This is a genomic window from Sorangium sp. So ce1504 (genome assembly GCF_051521635.1).
Lineage (GTDB): Bacteria > Myxococcota_A > Polyangia > Polyangiales > Polyangiaceae > Sorangium > Sorangium cellulosum_B.
This window is the reverse complement of the sequence record NZ_CP150365.1, coordinates 10,986,944-11,005,627: the sequence shown is the minus strand read 5'-3', so window position 1 is coordinate 11,005,627 and position 18,684 is coordinate 10,986,944. Positions and strand designations below refer to the sequence as shown.

Sequence of the window (18,684 nt, the reverse complement as noted above, 5' to 3'; positions counted from 1 at the left end):
ACAATTATCACTGCCGGTTCCACGAGGTATCCAGCCCCCAGCACCATGAAGACCGCTCTGCCGAACTCGACCGAAGCCGTGCACGCGGGCGTACTCCGCCAGCGCCCCTCCCACACCCTCGCGCCTGCGATCGCGCAGACGGCGACGTACACCTTTGCGAACACGGCGGACCTCGAGCGCTATTTCGCCGGAGGCGACGCGGATCCCGAGCGGCAGGAGTACGGTCGCTACGGCAATCCCACGGTGCGCGAGGTCGAGCAGCGCATCGCGGCGCTCGACCGCGCGGAGGATGCGCTGCTCTTCGCGAGCGGGATGGCGGCGGTGACGACCACGGCGTTCGCGCTCCTCAAGGCGGGCGATCACGTCATCCTGTTCCGCGACGTGTACCGCCGCACGCGGCAGTTCGTGATCAACGTGCTGTCGCGGCTCGGCGTCGAGCACACGCTGATCGACCCGGGCGCGTTCGATCAGCTCGAGGCGGCCATCCGGCCGCGCACCCGCTTCGCGCTCAGCGAGTCGCCGACGAACCCCTACCTCCACTGTATCGACCTGTCCCGCTTCGCCGAGATCTGCAAGAAGGCGCGGGTGAAGACGGTCGTCGACGCGACGTTCGCGACCCCCTGCAACTCCGACCCGATCGGCCGCGGCATCGACCTCGTGGTCCACAGCGCCAGCAAGTACCTGTCCGGCCACAACGACGTCCTGGGCGGCGCGGTCTCCGGATCGAGCGCGCTGATCTCGCTGATCCGCGACATGCGGAGCGTCCTTGGGGGCATCATGGATCCCCACGCCGCGGCGCTGATCGGGCGCGGGATGAAGACGCTCGCGCTCCGCATCGAGCGGCAGAACGCGACCGGCCTCGCCGTGGCGCGCGCCCTCGAGGCGCACCCCGCGGTGGAGCGGGTGTTCTACCCGGGGCTCCCGTCGCACCCGGATCACAAGGTCGCGGCGGAGCAGATGCGCGGCTTCGGCGGCGTCGTGAGCTTCACCGTGCGCGGCGGGCGAGAGGCGGCGTCGCGCGTCGTGGACGGAGCGCGCATCGCCGCGATCGCCCCGAGCTTCGGCGGCGTGGAGACGCTCATCGAGCAGCCCTGCATCATGAGCTTCCACGAGCTCAGCGACGAGCAGCTCGCGGCGATCGGCATCTCCCCCGCGCTGATCCGCCTGTCGGTCGGCATCGAGGAGACCGAGGACGTCGTGAGCGACGTCCTCGGCGCGCTCGACGCGCTCGGCGAGGCCTAGCCCCGCGAGCGAGCGCGCCGCCCGCGCGAATCCGCCGCGAAGCGGCGCAGAAGTCCGACCCTCCCTGGCGGGCGGAGCTAGCCCCCGAGCTTCTTCAGCTTCCGCTGCAGCGTCCGCCGGTCGATCCCGAGCAGCTTCGCCGCGGTGGCCACCACGCCGCCCGACTCCCTCAGCGCGGCGCGGATCGCCTCGCGCTCGAGATCGTCGAGCTTCAGGCTCCCCGGCGGCGGCGTCGGCGCCGCCGAGGCCGAGGGCGGGGGCCGCTGGCGCTCCCGGAGGCTCGCGGCCTCGCGCAGCAGCTTGTCCGCGTCGACGGGCTTGCTGAGCAGCGTGTCGGCGCCCTCGCGCATCGCCGCCACCGCGAGCGGGATGTCCCCGAACCCGGTCAGCATCACGATCGCCGCGTCGGGCTGCAGCTTGCGGTACTGGGCGAGCGCGCTGAGCCCGTCGCCGCGCGGCATGCGGTAGTCGATGACCACGAGGTCCACCGGCTCGTACTCGAGCGCCACGAGCCCCTCGTCGATCGTCGCCGCCGTCCTCGCCACGACCCCGCGGCGGCGCAGCGCGCCCTGCAGGGTGGTGCGGAACGCGTCGTCGTCGTCCACGAGGAGCGCCGTCTCGATCCGTCGCGTCATCTTCACCTCAGGCGGCCCCGGAGCGCTTCAGCGCGCCGGGCAGATCCGCGTCCATGGGGCCCGTGCCCCCGTCGAGGCGGAGGCGCAAGGTCGCCTTCGCGCCGCCGGTCTCGACGCTCTCCATGCGCAGCACCGCGTTCATGCGGGAGGCCATCATCGAGCTGATGTAGAGCCCGAGCCCCATCCCTCCCTGCGACATCTTCGTCGTCTGGAACGGCTCACCGAGCCGCCCGGCGATGTCGGGGTTGAGCCCCGGCCCGTTGTCGGAGACCCCGATCTCGCAGAGGTCGCCGCGCTCGACGACGCTCACCTCGATCCGCTGCTCGGTCGAGTCGGCCGTCGCCTCGGCGGCGTTGGCGAGCAGGTTGACGAGCACCTGGCAGAGCGCCGGCCGCAGCACGTCCGCCTGCACCGGCCGCGGCGTGTCGAACGCGAGCTCGCCGCGGTAGCCGAGCCGCGCGAGCTCGACCTTCGCCAGGTCGCGGACGAAGCGGGTGAGCTCCAGCGGCTCCATCCGCTGATCGAGCCGGATCTGGCCGCGCATCAGCCCGATGATGTCGCTCGCGCGCCGCGCCTCGCCGGCCACGGTCTCGGCCATGCGCGCGGCGTCCTCGGAGCCCGTCTCGCGGGCCACGTCGACGAGGTCCTTGCTCGCGAGGAGGATCGTCGCGAGCGGCGTGCTGAGCTCGTGCGACATCCCGCCGACCATGCGCCCGAGCATCGCCAGCCGCTCGTTCCGCTGGCTCTGCTGCCGGAGCTCCTCGAGCCTGTGCGCGTAGACGACGACGAAGAAGCCGAGGAACAGCGTCAGCGACGTGAGCGACACGAGGTCGCCGAGCCGCCGGATGCGCTCGCCGCCGAGCGGCGCCGCGTCGAGCGGCAGCGGCGTCGCGTACGTGAGCACGGCGATGGCGGCCAGCGTCAACAGGCCCACGAGCACGGTCGTGCGCCGCGGGCAGAGGAGGCCGGAGAGCGCGATGTGGAAGGCGAGGAAGACGGCGAAGGGGTTCGCCAGCCCGCCCGAGAACCAGAGCATCCAGGCGTTCGCGATCACGTCGCCCACGAGCTGGGCGCGCGCGTGATCCTGCGCGGGCTCGCGCGCCGAGGGCTCGCCCCCGTCCGGCCGGCGCGCGCGCCGGACCCGGAAGGTCCAGGCGACGTTGGCCGCCGCGATCGCGGCGATGCCGACGATCAGCGGAGCGAGCCCGAGGTCGGGGACGAGCTTCCTGCCCGCGACCGTGGTCGCGATCATCCCCGCGATCGCCCCCCACCGCAGCTGGATCAGCCACCTGTCGGCGGTGTCCCAGGACGGGGGCTTCGGCCCGGAGAGCAGGACCGCGAGCCGCCGGCGCGCCGCAGGGGGCGCGCCGCTCTTGGCGGGGTCGTGCCCTGCGTCAAGCGACCATGGCTGGAAGGAGGAGTGCATCCGCGCGCGGACAGGGGGGCTTTCCAGGGCGCGGTCGAGGCGTCCGGCGTCCATCCCGGAGCAACCTTCCGACGTTGCCTTGCATCCGCTCCCTTGTACCGCGCACGAAAGCCGCGAGCACGCGCGAGGTGCGCCCCGGCCCACATCCGGGGGGTGTCAGGAAAAACCCCAGCGAATACCGTGACTTGGAATTGTTGGCTGGGTTACGTTCTGCCTCGCGCCGGCGGGGCGCTCGGCCCCGGGCTGGTCACTTGGCCTCTTCGGCTCCGTTGCCGTGCGCGCCGTGCGCGGGCGGCGGCGGCGCCTTGTGCGCCCGCTTCATCCTCCAGTCGTCGGCGGCGCGCTTGCCGTCGAACGGCGCCTTGATGTCCGCCGGCCGCTCGCCCTCGATCCCCTCGGCCCGGCCGCGGTTGGCCGTGTCGAACATGGTGAAGCCGATGAAGATCGCCAGGAAGATGAGCGACGACGCGAAGATCAGGGTGTGGAACTTATGGTCCCACTTGAGGTGCATGAAGATGAGCGCCACGACGCCCGCCTTCATCGTCGCGATGAGGACCGCGATCGCCAGGTTGGCCGCGCCGAGGTCGACGTAGCTCGCGCCCACGGTGACGACCGTGAGCACGAGCAGCGCGAGCCACGTGGCGATGTAGACCTTGAGCGGCAGGACGTGAGGCACGTGGTCTGCGCCGTGGCCATGGCCGTGCCCGTGCCCGTGCGCGCCAGCTGCTTCTGCGTGTGTCGACATGCTGTCCTCTAGGCCTCAGCCCACCAAGTAGAGCAGGGGGAAGAGATAGATCCAGATGAGGTCGACGAGGTGCCAGTACAGCCCCACCCCTTCGACCGGCGAGTAGTAACGGCTCGAGAACTCACCGCGCAGGTTGCGGATGAGGATCCAGGTGATGAGCCCCATCCCGATGACGACGTGCAGCCCGTGGATGCCCGTCATCATGAAGTAGATGGCGAAGAACGTCCCCGCGTGGGCCGTGGTGAAGCCCTGGGCGGTGAAGTACTTCCCGGGCAGGAGGCCGTCGTGGAACTTGTGCTGGTACTCGAAGTACTTGATCACAAGGAACACGGCCGCGCAGAGCAGGGTCACCACGAGCAGCCGGGTGGTGGTCTTCTGATCGCTCCTCTGCGCAGACCGGACGGCGAGCGCCATCGTCAGGCTGGAACAGATGAGCACGATCGTGTTGATGCCGCCCATCACCTTGTCGAGGTGATGGTGGGCTTCCACGAACGAGTCGAAGAACCAGCCCCGGAAGATGGCGAACGCGCAGAACAGCCCGCCGAAGAGCAGGATCTCCGTGACCAGGAAGAGCCAGATGCCCATCCTGCCGGCGTCGAACTGCGTGTCGGCGGAATCGAAATGATGGGCGACGTGGAAGTCGGCAGACAGGGCGGTGCCTGCCTTGTTCGGCCGGTCGGCGGTCTCGGCGTGCGCGCTCATGCGTTCTCCGTGTCGAAGTCGTAGGCGCCCTTGGTCACGACCGGGGTGCGGACGAAGTTCTCGGTGATGGGCGGGGAGGCGGTGGTCCACTCGAGGCTGAGCCCACCCCAGGGGTTCGCCGGCGCCGGAGCGCCGGAGCGCAGCGATTTGATGAAGCAGATGATCATCACGAGGAAGCCGAGGCCCAGGATCCACGAGCCCACGGTCGAGAAGGCGTGCAGCGGCTGGAACTGGTCCAGGTAGTTGTAATAGCGGCGCGGCATCCCGCGGCTACCGAGGACGAACTGCGAGAAGAACGTGACGTTGAAGCCGATGAAGACCAGAACGCAGGAGATCGACGCGAGCCGCTCCGAGTACATCTTGCCCGTGATCTTGGGCCACCAGTGGTGGAGCCCGCCGATGTAGGCGATGACGGTGCCGCCGACCATCACGTAGTGGAAGTGCGCGACCACGAAGTACGTGTCGTGCAGGTGCAGATCGACGCTGAGCATCCCGAGGAAGACGCCGGTGAGCCCGCCGATCGAGAAGAGGATGAGGAACGACAGCGCGTACAGCATCGGCGCGCTGTAGCTGATGGAGCCGCGCCACAGCGTCGCGATCCAGTTGAAGACCTTCACGCCGCTGGGGATGGCGACGAGGAAGGTCAGGAACGAGAACATGATCGCCGCGAACTCGCTCTGGCCGGAGGTGAACATGTGGTGGCCCCACACGAGGAAGCCGACCAGGGCGATGGCGACGCTGGAGAACGCGATCGCCTTGTAGCCGAAGACCCTGCGCCGCGCGTGGACCGAGATGAGCTCGCTGATGATGCCCATGCCCGGCAGGATCATGATGTAGACGGCCGGGTGGCTGTAGAACCAGAAGAAGTGCTGGTAGAGCACCGGGTCGCCGCCGAGCGCCGGGTCGAAGATGCCGATGTGGAACGCGCGCTCCGCGATGAGCAGGAGGAGCGTGATGCCGAGGACCGGCGTGGCGAGGATCTGGACGATGCTGGTCGCGTAGATCGCCCAGAGCATGAGCGGCATCTTGTACCAGCCCATCCCGGGGGCCCGGAGCTTGTGCATCGTGACGATGAAGTTCAGCCCCGTGAGCACGCTGGAGAAGCCCAGGATGAACACGCCGAACGTGACGCTCAGGACCGACGTCGTGGTCACCGTGCTCGAGTACGGCACGTAGAACGTCCAGCCGGTGTCGATGCCGCCCGTGACGAGCGACGACAGCGTGAAGAGCGCGCCGATCCAGTAGAGGTACAGGCTGAGGAGGTTCAGCTTGGGGAAGGCGACGTCCTTCGCGCCGATCATGATCGGCAGGAGGAAGTTGCCGAGCGCGCCGGGGATGCTCGGGATGATGAACAGGAACGTCATCACCGCGCCGTGGAGCGTGAACATCTGGTTGTAGGTGTTCGCGCTCATCAGCGTCTCCTTCGGCGTCAGCAGCTCGAGCCGGAGGACGAGCGCGAACACCCCGCCCATCGCGAACGCGATGAACGTGCTGATGAGGTACATGAGGCCGATCCGCTTGTGATCGACCGTGGTGAGCCACGACATGATCCCGCTCTGGGCCCGGATGTAGTCCGTTCCGTGGCCGGCGTCGGGTGCCGTATTGACGTCGAGGGTTGTTACGGTCTGCGACATGACTGCTTCTCCCCGGCGCTCACTTCACCGACTTCAGATAAGCGATGAGCGCGTCCACTTCTTTGTCCTTGAGGAGCCCCTTGAACGACGGCATCACCGGCGGGTAGCCGCGCACGACCTGGCCGCCGGGGTTGAACACGCTCTCGCGGAAGTAGTTCTCGTCCGCGATGAGCTTGGATCCGTCCGCGAGCTCCTCCTCGCGGCCGAAGAGCCCCTTGAGCGACGGGCCCTGGATGCGCGTCCCGTCGAGCGAGTGGCAGGTCGCGCAGCTCCGCTTGGCGAAGAGCAGCTTGCCGAGCTCCTCGGGCGGCAGGTCGCTGTTGTTGTTGCCCTCGAGCCACTTCTCGAAGTCCGACTGCTCCAGCACCTTGACCGTGGCGAGCATGTCCGAGTGACCGGAGCCGCAGTACTCGGTGCACAGGAGCACCGTCTCTCGCGTCTCCGTCGCCTCGAACCACAGCGACGTGTACGACCCCGGGACCACGTCCTGCTTCACGCGGAACTCCGGGATATAGAAGCTGTGGAGGATGTCCTTCGAGCTCATGATGAGCCGCACCGGGCGCCCCCGCGGCACGGCGAGCTCGTTCACGGTCGTCGTCCCGTCGGGGTAGGTGAACGTCCACAGGTACATCTCGCCCGTGACGTTGATTTCGTAGGACTCGGCCGGCGCGACGGAGGCGTGCACGTAGCCGCGCATGCCCACGAAGAAGAGCGCGATCACGATGGCGAGCGGGATCAGCGTCCACACGACCTCGACCGTCGTGCTGTGGTCGATGGGGCTCGTCTTGTCGCGCTCGCTCCGCCGCTTGTACTTGATGGCGAAGAGCACCGTCGCCCCTGCCACCAGGATGAAGAAGAGGACGGAGACCCAGTAGGCCGCGTCCCAGCCGGCGTCGATGTGCTCAGCGAGCGTCGAGCCCTGGCGGGGCAGCCAGAAGGAGCCGAGTTCGATCGGGTTTTTCATCACCATAGTTGTGGCTCCGCCACCTTGTATCTAGGAAGCCTCGTTTACACGCGCCCTCGTGCGGGAGCGTTCAGTCCGCCAGAAGCGAATGAGCCAGAGCCCGATGAGCACGACGGTGACGACGCCTGACGCCATCATCAGCCGCCTCGTCGCCAGGACGTACCCTCGGGCGTTGGGATCGTAATGGAAACAGAACAAGAGCACCCGATCCCAGGCGCTCCCGACCTGCCCGCTGCCCGCTTCGCGCAGCGCGAGGCCGAAGTTCTTCTGTGGGAAGGAGATGCCGTACAGCGTGCGCGACAGGCGTCCGTCGGGCGTGAAGACGAACGCGCCCGCCGCGTGTGCGTACTGCTTGGTCGTCTCGTCCCACCGGTAGTGGAAGCCCACCGCGTCGGCGAGCGCGCGCACCGACGCCTCGTCTCCGACGAGGAAGTCGAAGCCGTCGCCGGTGACCGGCTTGCCGTACGCCTCGATGTAGTTCGCCCGCTTCTTGCGCGCGGCTTCGGGCGTATCGCGGGGGTCGAAGCTGACGACGAGGGCGCGGTACTCCTCGCCCGCGGTCCAGGCGCTCTCCTTCATGGCCTGGAGCACGCCGTTCAGGACCAGCGAGCACAGCATCGGGCACTCGAAATAACCGAGCACCAGGACGAGGGGCTTGTCGCCCGCCGCATATTTGGCGAGCTCGACCTCTTGCCCCGACTGGTCGCGGAGCCGGAGCTTCTGCGGGAGCAGGGCTCCCGGCCGCTCCTCGATGTCGATGCCGGCGAGCTCCGTCGGAATGGTCGTGTCCGCAGCTCGCGCGCTCCGCGCCGGGGTGACCGTGGCCACCACGAGCGCGAGAACGGCGAGCAGGGCAGACAGCGGGCGGGACATCACTGCTCCGGAGCGGGGGTCGCCGGGGCTGCGGGCTTGGGCGCCGCGCCTGCAGGCGCGGCGGGCTTGGCGTCCGCGGGCTTTTCGGGCTTCACGGCGTCGGCGGGCTTGGCCGTCTCGGCGGGCTTCACGGCGTCGGCGGGCTTGGCCGTCTCGGCGGGCTTGGCGGCGTCCGAGGGCTTCGCCGCGTCCTTGTCGCCCGGCTTCGCTGCATCTTCACCCTTCGAGGGCTCGCCGGCGGCGCCCTCGGCGGGCTTCGCCGCGCCGTCCGTCGGCTGCGCGCCCTCGGTCGTCGCGGCGGGAGCGGCCGCGGCCCTCACGCGCTTCTCCTGGTAGTCCTTCAGGGTGAGCGCGACGGCCTGATCGATCGGGATGCGGACGACGCCCTTCTTCTCGTCAGCCCACTGGTAGCGGCTGAGCCGCTCCTTCTCCAGGGCCCGCAGGGCGCGGACCCCGCTGCTCGGCGGCTCCAGCACCTTGGTCGAGATCTCGCGCTCCATCGTCGACTTGAAGATCTCGTTGACGAAGAGCACGACCACCACGATGGAGAACAGCGTGGCGATCACGATCACGAAGATGAGCGAGTTGTTCGGTCGATCCACCTCGGCCTGGGCCTCGGCGTGATCGGTCGCTGTGTTGTCGGTCGCTTCGCTCATGGCCGGCTCCTTACGGGTTGTCGATCCGAGCCGCTTCGGCAAGGTGAGGGTCGTTCAGGGGATACAGCGGGCTCTTGGCCGCCTGGAGCGCGAGCATCCAGGCTCCCACGCCCAGCGGGCCGAGCAAGCCGGCGAGGTCGATCCAGCTCAGGTGCGCGCCGTGGTGATCCACGTTCGGCATGACGAGCCAGTAGAGGTCGACGTAGTGCATCACGAGGAGGAGCACCGACGCCGCGCCGAGCACGAGCGGGCTCCGCTTCGCGTGCCGCGACAGGAGGACGAGGAACGGAACGACGAAGTGCCCGAACAGCAGGGCCAGGCTCACGACCTTCCACGAACCCTCCCAGCGGTGCTGGTAGAAGATCGTCTCCTCCGGGATGTTCGCGTACCAGATCAGGATGAACTGCGAGAACGCGATGTAGGCCCAGAAGATCGTGAAACCGAAGAGCAGCTTGCCGATGTCGTGCTGGCGCTCGACGTTGCTCACCTTGCGCAGGAGCCCCGCCTTGTGGAGCGCGATCGTGATCAGCGCGAGCGCCGAGAGGGAGCTCGTGGCCGAGCCGGCGAACACATAGACGCCGAAGATCGTCGAGTACCAGTGCGGGTCGATGCTCATCAGCCAGTCGAACGCCGCGAACGAGATGGTCAGGGCGAAGACGATGACGGCCGGGGCGGCCCCGGCGCGCATCCTCGCGGTGGGCCGGAAATCGGCGCTCTTGTCCTGCGCGCGGGAGGTCTTGATGAACCAGAGCGCGAGGCCCGCCCACGCCGCGAGGAACACCACGGCGCGGATGTAGAAGAACGTCGGGTTCAGGTAGGGCGCCTTCTGGTGGAGCACATGATCGTTCGCCGCGTCGGGCCCCATCCAGTGATGGTAGATGTCGTGGGCGAGCACCGCGACCGGGAGGAAGAGCACGATGCAGGCGGGCAGGATGCCGCTCATCCACTCCATGTGGCGGCGCGCGGCCGCCGACCAGCGCGCGCGGGTCAGGTGCTGGATGATCACGAAGAACAGCGCGCCGAGCCCGATCGTCACGAGCCACGTGAAGCCGGTGAGGTACGAGAACGCAAAGCGCTTCGCGTCGGAGACCGCCGCCGCCGCCGAGAGCACCACGCCGACGATCGCCAGCACCATGCTCCCCGAGACGAGCCGCTTCGCGACCGCCGGATCGAGGACCTTCGTGTCCTCGGCCAGAGCACTTCCGTGGGACTTCATGGAGTTCCGCTCTCCTTCGCGATGTTGCCCCGCTGGGCCTCGGGCACGTCGTCGACGCGCGCGTGCTGGCTGTGCTGCAGCACGCGCACCCACGTGACGATCGCCCACCGGTCCTTGACCGGGATCTGCTTCCGATAGGACGGCATGTTGCGCACGCCGTTCGTGATGACGTTGAAGATCTCGCCGTCGGGCAGGCCGAGGGCCCGGTCGGACGCGAGGTCGATGGGGGGCGGGTACCCGCGCTTCACCACCATGCCCTGGCCGCTCCCGCTCTGGTCGTGGCACGGCGCACAGTAGATGTTGAAGCGATCCTGGCCGCGTCGGATCACCGCCTCATCGACGGTGATGGGCGCGAACGCCAGGAACGTCTCGCCGTCCTTGCCGGTGCGGTAGGCCTCGCTCTCGTCGAGCGCTCCCTGCGGCACCGTGCCTTCGACGATCGGCCGCATCGCCCGCCCGTCGGGGAACAGGCGGGTGCCCTCCTCGGGCTGGAACTTGGGCTGCCAGTCCATGTCTCCGAAGAGGTGGATCGGCGGATCGCTGCTCGCCTGTCCGCGGCAGCCTGCCAGGACGACGAGGAGGGGAATGCACCAGCGCTTCACGAGGAGACCTCCCGGATGCCCTGGGCGCCGAGGCGCTGGAGGAGGTTGCGCGTCTCCGTGGAATCGAACTTCGGGTCGCTCGCCTCGACGCTGATGAAGAAGGCGTCGTCGGTCGCCCGCGGGAACGAGGGGTGCGTCATGGTGGGGTGGAACAAGGTGGGCAGGCGCCCGAGCGCGAAGAGCCCGAAGAAGCACGTGAGCGCCGCGAAGAGGACCGTGAGCTCGAAGAAGATGGGGATGAAGGCCTGGTACGAGAACGACGGCTTGCCGCTGATGATGAGCGGATAGTCGTAGTACTGCGTGTACCAGGCGAGCGCGATGGCGCTGGCGAGCCCCGCCGCCCCGCCGCCGAGCACGAGCCACGGCAGCGGAGACGGCTTGAGCCCCATCGCCTTCTCCAGCCCGTGCACGGGGAACGGCGTGTGCGCGTCGAAGCGGCTGTACCCGGCGTCCCGGAGCGCCTCGCACGCGTGGAAGATGTCCTTCGGGGTCGTGAAGAAGCCCATCATCCCGAACAGGGCCGACTCCCCGTCCGCCTCCTGCTCGACCTTGCGCTCCAGCTTGCGCTCGATCGCGAGCGCGGCCTGACCGTGCGGCCCGCTCTCGCGGGGCTCGTCGTACTCCGCGTCGTCCTCGGGCACGTGGCCCTGCGGCTTGATGTCGGGCTGGCTATCGCGCGCGGAGTCCTTGAGCGCTCGTGCCTCCTCGGCCGAGGCGGGCTTCCCGGAGCGCTTCTGGCGTCGAGCATCGCTGTTACGCTGCATGATGAGCCTCGTCGTTGCTGTGCGAGCCGTGAGGATCGGCCGCCGCCGTGACCCCCTTCACCTCGCTGATCGCGACCATCGGCAGGTAGCGGACGAACAGCAGGAAGAGCGTGAAGAAGAGGCCGAACGAGCCGAAGAACGTCGAGATGTCCCAGATGGTCGGGCGGAAGTAGGTCCAGCTCGAGGGGAGGAAGTCGCGGTGGAGGCTCGTCACGATGATGACGAAGCGCTCGAACCACATCCCGATGTTGACCAGGATCGAGATGATGAACATCGCGGGGATGCTGGTGCGCACCTTCTTGAACCAGAAGAGCTGCGGGAAGATCACGTTGCAGCTCACCATGGTCCAGTAGGCCCAGGCGTACGGGCCCAGGATGCGGTTCCGGAAGGCGAACTGCTCGTAGCCGTTGCCGCTGTACCAGGCGATGAAGAGCTCCATCCCGTACGCGTAACCGACCATGGTGCCGGTCGCGACGATGACCTTGTTCATGTTCTCGAGGTGCCGCATCGTGATGAGCCCCTCGAGACCGAACGCCTTGCGCGCGAACACCATCAGCGTGACGACCATCGCGAACCCGCTGAAGATGGCGCCCGCGACGAAGTACGGCGGGAAGATCGTCGTGTGCCAGCCGGGGACGATCGAGACGGCGAAGTCGAACGACACGATCGTGTGCACGCTGAGCACGAGCGGCGTCGAGAGCCCGGCGAAGATCAGGTAGGCCTTCTCGTAGTGGAGCCAGTGGCGGTGCGAGCCGCGCCAGCCGAGGCAGAGGATCCCGAAGACGATCTGCTTCGTCCGGGTCGTGGCCCGGTCGCGGATCGTGGCGAGATCGGGGATGAGCCCGACGAACCAGAAGAGGGTCGAGACCGTCGCGTACGTCGAGACGGCGAACACGTCCCAGAGCAGCGGGCTCTTGAAGTTCGGCCAGATGCTCATCTGGTTCGGGATCGGGAACAGCCAGTGGGCGAACCAGATCCGGCCCAGGTGGGCCACCGGGTAGATGGCGGCGCACGCGACCGCGAAGATCGTCATCGCCTCCGCGGCGCGGTTGATGCTCGTCCTCCACTTCTGGCGGAAGAGGAAGAGGATGGCGCTGATCAGCGTGCCGGCGTGGCCGATACCGACCCAGAACACGAAGCCGGTGATGTCCCACGCCCAGTTGACGGTGGTGTTCAGCCCCCAGATACCGATACCGGTACCGACGAGGTGAACGAGCGAGCCGGCGAGGATGAAGAGGATGCTGATGGCAAGGCACAGCAGGACGAGCCACCCGGGGGGGCGCTTGCTGAGGACGATGCCCGAGATCTTGTCGGTGAGAGAGCGGAAGTCGTCCTTCCCCTGCACGAGGGGCGCCTCGTCCAAGAGGGCGGCGCGGTCCGAGAGCCGGGGGTGGTCGACCTGGAGGGGTGCTGTGGCGCTCATGCGTCGGCGAGCTCCGGGTTCTTGTTGCGGATCTTGGCGAGGTAGGTGACCCGCGGCTTGGTGTTGATCTCGTCCAGCAATCTGTAACCGCGCGGGCTAGCGGCCGTCGCGGCCACCTGGCTCTTGGGGTCGTCGAGGTCGCCGAAGACGATGGCCTGCGTCGGGCAAGCGCCCTGGCACGCGGTCACGACCTCGCCGTCCTTGATGTGCTCCCGCCCCTCTCGCTTGGCGTCGATCTTGGCGTGGTTGATCCGCTGCACGCAGAAGGTGCACTTCTCCATGACGCCCCGCGATCGGACGGTGACGTTGGGGTTGAACTGCATCTTCCGCTCCTCCGAGTCCGGCTGGTTGTACTCGAGGAAGTTGAAGCGACGGACCTTGTAAGGGCAGTTGTTGGCGCAGTACTTCGTGCCGACGCACCGGTTGTACGCCATGTCGTTCAGCCCCTCGGGGCTGTGCGTCGTGGCGGCGACCGGGCAGACCTGCTCGCACGGCGCGTTCTCGCAGTGCTGGCAGGGGAGCGGCTGCGAGATGCTCTCCGGCTCGTTCGGGTCCGTGCCCTGGAAGTAGCGGTCGATCCGGAGCCAGTGCATCTCGCGGGTCTGCCGCACGCCGTCGGCGCCGACGACCGGGATGTTGTTCTCGGCCTGGCAGGCGACGACGCACGCGTTGCAGCCGAGGCAGGCGTTGAGATCGATGGTCATGCCCCAGGCGTGCCCCTGCCGCCGGTTCGGCTCCTTGAACAGGCTGAGGAGCGGCGGCACGTGGACCTGCTTCTGGGCGAACTCCGCGTCCTTCTGGAACTCGGCGAGCGTCCCCTCGCGCGCGAGCGGGCGGCCCTCCATCACGAAGTGCTCCTGGGTGCGCGCGAGCTCGACGACCTCGCCGGTCTTCTCCAGCGAGAAGCCGCCGGCGAGCTCGAAGGCGTCGCTCTTGCGCAGCGGGGTCGTGTCGACGCCGACGCCATGGCCGACCCGGAGCCGCGCGCGCCGCCCCTGGCCGACGGTGATGGCCACCGAGTCGTCCGCCTGCCCCGGCGCGACGAGGACGGGGATCCGCACCGACGCGCCGCTGCCCGTCAGCGTCACGACGTCGCCGTCCTTCAGGCCGAGCCGCGCCGCCGTCGAGGGCGAGAGGTTCGCGGCGCTGCCCCAGGTGAGCTTCGTCATCGGGTGGGGCAGCTCCTGGAGCCACCCGTTGTTCGCGAACCGACCGTCCCACGCGTGCACGTCGGGCCGGAAGGTCACCTCCAGGCCCTCGCCCACGGCGGGCGCGAACGCGCGCAGCGCCTCGATCGCGCCCTGCGCCGCGGCGGCCACCTGCTCGTCCGCGAGCTGGGTCCCCGCGACGAGGCCGTCGTGCAGCGCGCGGCGGAAGTCGTCCTCGGTGCGCTTCGCGCCCTCGGCGGTCAGCCAGGTCGCCCGCACCAGGTCGTACGCCGTCCGCGAGCCACCGAGCAGGAGCTCGATGACCTCGGCGTCGGTCCTGCCGCCGAAGAGCGGCGCGATGAGCGGCTGCGCGATGCTGGCCGTTCCGTCCTCCGCCCGCACGTCGCTCCACGACTCCAGCGGGTGGGCGCGGTTCAGGTGCCAGCGGGTGCGCTCGCTCGTCTCGTCGACGTGCGTCGAGACGTGCACGCTCACGGGCACCTTGGCGAGCGCGTCGGCGAAGCGCGCGTCCGCGGGCGCGTCGAAGGCCGGGTTGCCGCCCAGGACGACCAGCGTCTCGACCTCGCCCTTCTCGATGGAGCGCGCGAGCTCGACGAGCGCCTCGGGGCCCTCGCGCGAGTCGTCGAAGGGCGCGACGAGCCGGACCGCCTTGCCCGTGTTGTCGAGCGCGTGGTTGATGAGGTGCACGAGCCCGTGGACCTCCTTCGGCAGCGAGCGCCCGGCCACGACCGCGCCCTGACCCCGGTTGGCGACGAGGTCGGCGGCGATGGCGGCGACGTGCCGGGTCGCCTTGGCGTCGAGCCCTTCCGATTTGCCCTCGAGCGCGTTGAGCAGCTGCGGGTCGAGCGCGACCCCGCGCTTGCCGAGCTCGGTCGCGAGGGCGAAGGTGAAGGCGGGGATCTTGCGGCTCTGGATGCGGAGCCGGTGATCCGCGGCCGCGCCGGTGATCGTGAAGGTGCTCTCGACGGAGTAGAGGCGGTTCATCGCCTTCGGGTCCTTGTCGACCGCGCGGCCCGCCGTGAACGCGCGCCCCTGCTTGAGCGGGCTGCCGTCGGAGGCGAACAGGTCGGCGTCGATCGCGACGATCACGCGCGCCTTCGTCAGGTCGAGCGTGGTCTCGAGCGGCTTGCCGAACGCGAGCCGCGCGCCCTCACGCGCGGCGTCGCGCGAGAAGGGCTCGTACCGGACGACGCGCGCCTCCGGCAGCGTCTTGCGGAGATCGGCGAGGCGCGCGGCGAGCGTCGGCGACCGGTGCGCCTCGGTCAGGATCGTGAGCCCCTTGCCGCCGCGGCCGCGGAGCTTGTCGCCCTCGGTGCGCAAGAACGCCGCGGCGTCGTCCCACGACTTTTCGGTCGCGCCCTCGCGCGGCGACTTGCTGCGATCGGGATCGTAGAGGTCGAGGATCGTGGCCTGGATGTAGAGCGTGGTCCCGCCGACGCTCTCGGGGTGCTTCGGGTTGCCCTCGATCTTGGTGGGCCGTCCCTCGTGGCTCTCGACGATGACGCCGAAGGCCGTGCCCATCATCGGGAGCGCCGTCGCGAAGAACAGCGGCTTGCCCGGGATGACCTCCTCCGGGGTCCGCGAGTACGGCAGGATCTGCTCGACAGGCCGGCGGCAGCCCACGAGGCCACCGAGCGCGAGCGACGCGCCCATGAGGCTCAGGAACGTGCGCCGCCCCACGCCCTCCGGCGGCTCGAACGCGGCCGGCGGGAACTCGCGCCCGAGCGCGTCGACGAAGTCGGGCGAGCCGGAGAGCTCGTCCAAGCTGCGCCAGTAGGTCTTTCCAGAGAGGTCCTGGGCGAGGGGGAGAGGAGTTCGTTTACTCATCGGTGGCACCCCGAGCAATGAAGCGGCGCCTGCACCTGCCGCCCGGAGGAAGTGACCGCTGGCACGCGATCGTTGTAAGGCTCGTGGCTCGCGGGGATGCCGGCGCCCGCCATGGCGGCCGTCGCGGGTGCCATATCCATCTTGGTGACGTCGGCGGGATTGCGGAGGTTGGGCCCCGGATTGCGGTGGCAGTCCAGACACCATCCCATCGAGAGCGGCTGGACCTGCCGGACCTTGTGCATCTGGTCCACGCGGCCGTGACAGCTCACGCAGCCGACCCCTGCGGCCAGGTGGGCCGAGTGGTCGAAATAGGCGTAGTCGGGAAGGTTGTGGACGCGCACCCAGGGGATGGGTTGATCCGTCGCCCAGCTCTCCTGCACGAGGAGGAGCTTTTCGCTGTCCCGCCGCACCTTGGCATGACAGTTCATGCACGTCTCGGTGGGGGGAACCGCGGCGAAGCTGGATACCTCTACTGTGCTGTGACAGTAGCGGCAGTCGATGCCGAGGTCGCCGGCGTGCAGCTTGTGGGAATAGTCAACCGGTTGATCCGGCTGATACCCGACCTCGAGGTGTTTGTTGGTACCGTAGTACCAGAATCCGCCGATCACAGCGGCGCCGAGGGGCAGGACTCCGAAGAGCAGCCCCAGCGGAACCACTTTGTTGGCCCATCGTGGGAACAGGAACCGAGCCATAGGGTTGTGGTGGGCGTCGGAGGGACGCGCGGGCGCAGTTATGGCTTGCTGGCGGGGTGCGACAAGACGGCAAAGTGCCGCGTGACTGCGGCACTTTGCCGCTGTGGGTAATTGAGGCTCCATGCCGCGGCAGGTCGCCGCGGGGGCGCGGCAAGTTGCCGCGGGTGCAAGCGTCCGTCCTTACGACACGGTGGCGAACTGGATGCGACACCGGATCGAAAAATTCTCGAAACGTCGACGCCGGCCGGGGAACGTTCCGGGGAAGCCAGGGGAAGGGGAGGGCCTGGCGAGCGAGGGGCCGCCGACCGTGCCGAGGCCGCCTGCCCGGGGAGCTCAGAACACCGGCGTGAACGTGCGTGGGGCCTTCTTTTTCCTGAGGCAGCGGGTCGCCCTGCTGATGTAGCAGACGGTGAACGCTCGCCTCGGCTGGCCGCTCCGGTTCACGGCGGAGCAGTGCCAGAGGTAGTTGTGGATCAGCAGGGCCTCGCCCGCGCGCGCCGGCAGCGCGATCTTGCGGGCGTCCGCGTCGGCCGCGTGCACGCGGTCGCTCGGAATGACGCCGCCGAGCGGCGTCGCGAGCCCGTCGATGTGGCTGCCTTCCAGCACCTCCACGCAGCCGCCGCCGGCGGGCGCGTCGTCGAGCGCGGTCCAGATCTGCAGCTCGGGGTCGCGATCCAGCCCCCAGTAGCTGCCGCCGTCCTGGTGCCAGGGCAGCGGCGTCCCTCCGGACGCGGCCTTGTTGAAGAGCACGGCCCGGTAGATGGAGACCTCTCCGTCGATGAGCGCGCGCGCGATCCTCTCGAAGAGCGGGTTCTCGATCCAGGCGAGGAACAGCGGGTCCTTCTCGAGCTTCTCGAGCTTCCGGTATGACGTGCTCGGCCCCTGGTAGCCCTTGCCGTACGGCAGATCCTCGTAGCGGCCCGACGCCGCGTCGTGCTGGAAGAAGAGCCCGGGGTACGTGACGCGCCCGAGCATCAGGTCATCCGAGCGCGCGCGCAGCGCCGCGAGCCCCGCGTCGGTCATCACGCGCCCGAGGCGAGCGTGGCCGCGGGCGGCGTAGTCGGCCAGGGGGCCCGCGAGATCGAGGTCCCTGGCCCCGGGCAGCAGGAGCTCGATCATCGCGCGTAGCTCGCGTCGGTGCCCAGGTGATCGCGGTAGAGCGCGTCCATGCGCCGCGCCGCCTCCTCCGAGAGCGGGCGCCCGACGGCGTCGGCCGCCGCGTCGAGGTGCTCTGCCCGGACCGGGCCGACCAGGATGGAATCGACGACGTCCCGCCCCGCGAGCCAGGCGTACGACAGCGAGAGCAGGCTCATTCCTTCGTCCGCCGCCACCGCGGCGTAGCCGGCCGCGAGCTCGAACATGCGCCTGCTCCAGTACCGGCGCTGGTAGACGCCGTTGCGCTCGAAGCGCGAGCCCGCCTGCGTCGCCTCCGGCCCCGCGTGCCGCCCCGTCAAGAGCCCGCCGGCGAGCGGGTTGTACACCGCGGTGGCCAGCGCGTACCGCCGCGCGAAGGCGGCGTACTCGACGTCGAGCTGGCGGATCAGCGCGTTGTAGAGCACCTGAGAGACGGCGGGGCGCGGCTTCCCGACGGCGTCGCGGCGCGCGATGATCTCCAGGATCTGCCACGACGCGAAGTTGCTGATCCCGTACTGCAGGATCTTCCCCTGCTCGAGCAGGGCGTCGATCGCCGACAGCGTCTCCTCGAGGGGCGTCTCCGGGTCCGGCGCGTGGAGATAGCAGACGTCGACCCGGTCGGTGCCGAGGCGCGCGAGGCTCTCTTCGACGGCGCGGATCACGCGCTCGCGCCCGAGGCCCTCGGGCCTGCCCCGGACGCGGCGCAGGCCGACCTTGGTGGCGATCTGCGCCTCGGCCCGGCGGCCCCGGAGCGCCCGGCCGAGGATCCGCTCGGACGCGCCGTCCTGGTAGAGGTTCGCCGTGTCGAACGCGGTGATCCCTCGCTCGAGCGCGCGCAGGGTGATGCGCTCGGCCTCCTCGGGCGGCGTGCGGCCGCCGAAGTTCATCGTGCCGACGAGGATCGCGGGCGGCGCGCCCGGGCGCCGCTTCGCCGTCATTCCCGCCCTCACGTCGTCAGCCTTCACGTCAGGCGCCACGCC

Annotated in this window: 17 protein-coding genes; 1 reads left to right on the top strand and 16 read right to left on the bottom strand. The window is 69.1% G+C overall.

The window, feature by feature from the left end:
• Window positions 1-45: 45 nt before the first annotated feature.
• Window positions 46-1,242, top strand: a complete 1,197-nt coding sequence (locus tag WMF39_RS41465) for a trans-sulfuration enzyme family protein (protein ID WP_437741957.1) — start codon at window positions 46-48, stop codon at window positions 1,240-1,242.
• 77 nt (window positions 1,243-1,319) lie between these two features.
• Here WMF39_RS41465 and WMF39_RS41460 read toward each other — a convergent pair whose 3' ends face one another.
• From WMF39_RS41460 to WMF39_RS41385, 16 genes are all read right to left on the bottom strand, one after another.
• Window positions 1,320-1,877 carry a response regulator transcription factor gene (locus WMF39_RS41460; protein ID WP_437741956.1) on the bottom strand — a complete coding sequence of 186 codons (558 nt, stop codon included), beginning with the start codon at window positions 1,875-1,877 and terminating at the stop codon, window positions 1,320-1,322.
• A gap of 7 nt (window positions 1,878-1,884) precedes the next feature.
• On the bottom strand, window positions 1,885-3,357 hold the full coding sequence (locus WMF39_RS41455) for a sensor histidine kinase (RefSeq protein ID WP_437741955.1): 1,473 nt from the start codon (window positions 3,355-3,357) through the stop codon (window positions 1,885-1,887).
• Window positions 3,358-3,550: 193 nt separating this feature from the next.
• The gene (locus tag WMF39_RS41450) at window positions 3,551-4,048 is read right to left on the bottom strand and encodes a cytochrome C oxidase subunit IV family protein (protein ID WP_437741954.1); all 498 of its coding nucleotides are present in this window, start codon (window positions 4,046-4,048) and stop codon (window positions 3,551-3,553) included.
• 15 nt (window positions 4,049-4,063) lie between these two features.
• Window positions 4,064-4,750 carry a cytochrome c oxidase subunit 3 family protein gene (locus tag WMF39_RS41445; protein WP_437741953.1) on the bottom strand — a complete coding sequence of 229 codons (687 nt, stop codon included), beginning with the start codon at window positions 4,748-4,750 and terminating at the stop codon, window positions 4,064-4,066.
• Window positions 4,747-6,384: a cytochrome c oxidase subunit I gene (gene ctaD / locus WMF39_RS41440; protein ID WP_437741952.1), complete on the bottom strand. Its 1,638-nt coding sequence runs from the start codon at window positions 6,382-6,384 to the stop codon at window positions 4,747-4,749. Before ctaD ends, WMF39_RS41445 begins: the two co-directional genes overlap by 4 nt.
• A gap of 19 nt (window positions 6,385-6,403) precedes the next feature.
• Window positions 6,404-7,348, bottom strand: coding sequence for a cytochrome c oxidase subunit II (gene coxB / locus WMF39_RS41435; RefSeq protein WP_437741951.1), 945 nt, complete (start codon window positions 7,346-7,348; stop codon window positions 6,404-6,406).
• 30 nt (window positions 7,349-7,378) lie between these two features.
• The gene (locus WMF39_RS41430; RefSeq protein WP_437741950.1) at window positions 7,379-8,221 is read right to left on the bottom strand and encodes an SCO family protein; all 843 of its coding nucleotides are present in this window, start codon (window positions 8,219-8,221) and stop codon (window positions 7,379-7,381) included.
• On the bottom strand, window positions 8,221-8,877 hold the full coding sequence (locus WMF39_RS41425; protein ID WP_437741949.1) for a hypothetical protein: 657 nt from the start codon (window positions 8,875-8,877) through the stop codon (window positions 8,221-8,223). The genes WMF39_RS41430 and WMF39_RS41425 overlap by 1 nt, the downstream gene beginning before the upstream one ends.
• Window positions 8,878-8,887: 10 nt before the next feature.
• Window positions 8,888-10,093: a hypothetical protein gene (locus WMF39_RS41420; RefSeq protein WP_437741948.1), complete on the bottom strand. Its 1,206-nt coding sequence runs from the start codon at window positions 10,091-10,093 to the stop codon at window positions 8,888-8,890.
• The gene (locus tag WMF39_RS41415) at window positions 10,090-10,695 is read right to left on the bottom strand and encodes a c-type cytochrome (RefSeq protein WP_437741947.1); all 606 of its coding nucleotides are present in this window, start codon (window positions 10,693-10,695) and stop codon (window positions 10,090-10,092) included. The genes WMF39_RS41420 and WMF39_RS41415 overlap by 4 nt, the downstream gene beginning before the upstream one ends.
• A complete protein-coding gene (locus tag WMF39_RS41410; RefSeq protein WP_437741946.1) occupies window positions 10,692-11,459 on the bottom strand; it encodes a DUF3341 domain-containing protein in 768 nt (255 codons plus the stop codon). The genes WMF39_RS41415 and WMF39_RS41410 overlap by 4 nt, the downstream gene beginning before the upstream one ends.
• On the bottom strand, window positions 11,449-12,882 hold the full coding sequence (gene nrfD, locus WMF39_RS41405) for an NrfD/PsrC family molybdoenzyme membrane anchor subunit (RefSeq protein WP_437526711.1): 1,434 nt from the start codon (window positions 12,880-12,882) through the stop codon (window positions 11,449-11,451). The genes WMF39_RS41410 and nrfD overlap by 11 nt, the downstream gene beginning before the upstream one ends.
• Window positions 12,879-15,878: a TAT-variant-translocated molybdopterin oxidoreductase gene (locus WMF39_RS41400; RefSeq protein ID WP_437741945.1), complete on the bottom strand. Its 3,000-nt coding sequence runs from the start codon at window positions 15,876-15,878 to the stop codon at window positions 12,879-12,881. The genes nrfD and WMF39_RS41400 overlap by 4 nt, the downstream gene beginning before the upstream one ends.
• Window positions 15,875-16,570 (bottom strand): cytochrome c3 family protein, encoded by a 696-nt coding sequence (locus WMF39_RS41395; protein WP_437711930.1) that lies wholly within the window; start codon window positions 16,568-16,570, stop codon window positions 15,875-15,877. Before WMF39_RS41395 ends, WMF39_RS41400 begins: the two co-directional genes overlap by 4 nt.
• Window positions 16,571-16,903: 333 nt before the next feature.
• Entirely contained in the window at window positions 16,904-17,689 is a 786-nt protein-coding gene (locus tag WMF39_RS41390) for a phytanoyl-CoA dioxygenase family protein (RefSeq protein WP_437741944.1), read from the bottom strand.
• Entirely contained in the window at window positions 17,686-18,681 is a 996-nt protein-coding gene (locus WMF39_RS41385; protein ID WP_437741943.1) for an aldo/keto reductase, read from the bottom strand. The genes WMF39_RS41390 and WMF39_RS41385 overlap by 4 nt, the downstream gene beginning before the upstream one ends.
• Window positions 18,682-18,684 lie beyond the last annotated feature (3 nt).

What these genes read in the sequence shown, in the direction of transcription:
- WMF39_RS41460 (WP_437741956.1), bottom strand. Translation starts at nt 1,877, where the DNA reads ATGACGCGACGGATCGAGACGGCGCTCCTCGTGGACGACGACGACGCG.
- WMF39_RS41390 (WP_437741944.1), bottom strand. Translation starts at nt 17,689, where the DNA reads ATGATCGAGCTCCTGCTGCCCGGGGCCAGGGACCTCGATCTCGCGGGC.
- WMF39_RS41450 (WP_437741954.1), bottom strand. Translation starts at nt 4,048, where the DNA reads ATGTCGACACACGCAGAAGCAGCTGGCGCGCACGGGCACGGGCACGGC.
- WMF39_RS41420 (WP_437741948.1), bottom strand. Translation starts at nt 10,093, where the DNA reads ATGAAGTCCCACGGAAGTGCTCTGGCCGAGGACACGAAGGTCCTCGAT.
- WMF39_RS41425 (WP_437741949.1), bottom strand. Translation starts at nt 8,877, where the DNA reads ATGAGCGAAGCGACCGACAACACAGCGACCGATCACGCCGAGGCCCAG.
- WMF39_RS41465 (WP_437741957.1), top strand. Translation starts at nt 46, where the DNA reads ATGAAGACCGCTCTGCCGAACTCGACCGAAGCCGTGCACGCGGGCGTA.
- WMF39_RS41410 (WP_437741946.1), bottom strand. Translation starts at nt 11,459, where the DNA reads ATGCAGCGTAACAGCGATGCTCGACGCCAGAAGCGCTCCGGGAAGCCC.
- nrfD (WP_437526711.1), bottom strand. Translation starts at nt 12,882, where the DNA reads ATGAGCGCCACAGCACCCCTCCAGGTCGACCACCCCCGGCTCTCGGAC.
- WMF39_RS41445 (WP_437741953.1), bottom strand. Translation starts at nt 4,750, where the DNA reads ATGAGCGCGCACGCCGAGACCGCCGACCGGCCGAACAAGGCAGGCACC.
- ctaD (WP_437741952.1), bottom strand. Translation starts at nt 6,384, where the DNA reads ATGTCGCAGACCGTAACAACCCTCGACGTCAATACGGCACCCGACGCC.
- WMF39_RS41455 (WP_437741955.1), bottom strand. Translation starts at nt 3,357, where the DNA reads ATGGACGCCGGACGCCTCGACCGCGCCCTGGAAAGCCCCCCTGTCCGC.
- WMF39_RS41430 (WP_437741950.1), bottom strand. Translation starts at nt 8,221, where the DNA reads ATGTCCCGCCCGCTGTCTGCCCTGCTCGCCGTTCTCGCGCTCGTGGTG.
- coxB (WP_437741951.1), bottom strand. Translation starts at nt 7,348, where the DNA reads ATGAAAAACCCGATCGAACTCGGCTCCTTCTGGCTGCCCCGCCAGGGC.
- WMF39_RS41395 (WP_437711930.1), bottom strand. Translation starts at nt 16,570, where the DNA reads ATGGCTCGGTTCCTGTTCCCACGATGGGCCAACAAAGTGGTTCCGCTG.
- WMF39_RS41400 (WP_437741945.1), bottom strand. Translation starts at nt 15,878, where the DNA reads ATGAGTAAACGAACTCCTCTCCCCCTCGCCCAGGACCTCTCTGGAAAG.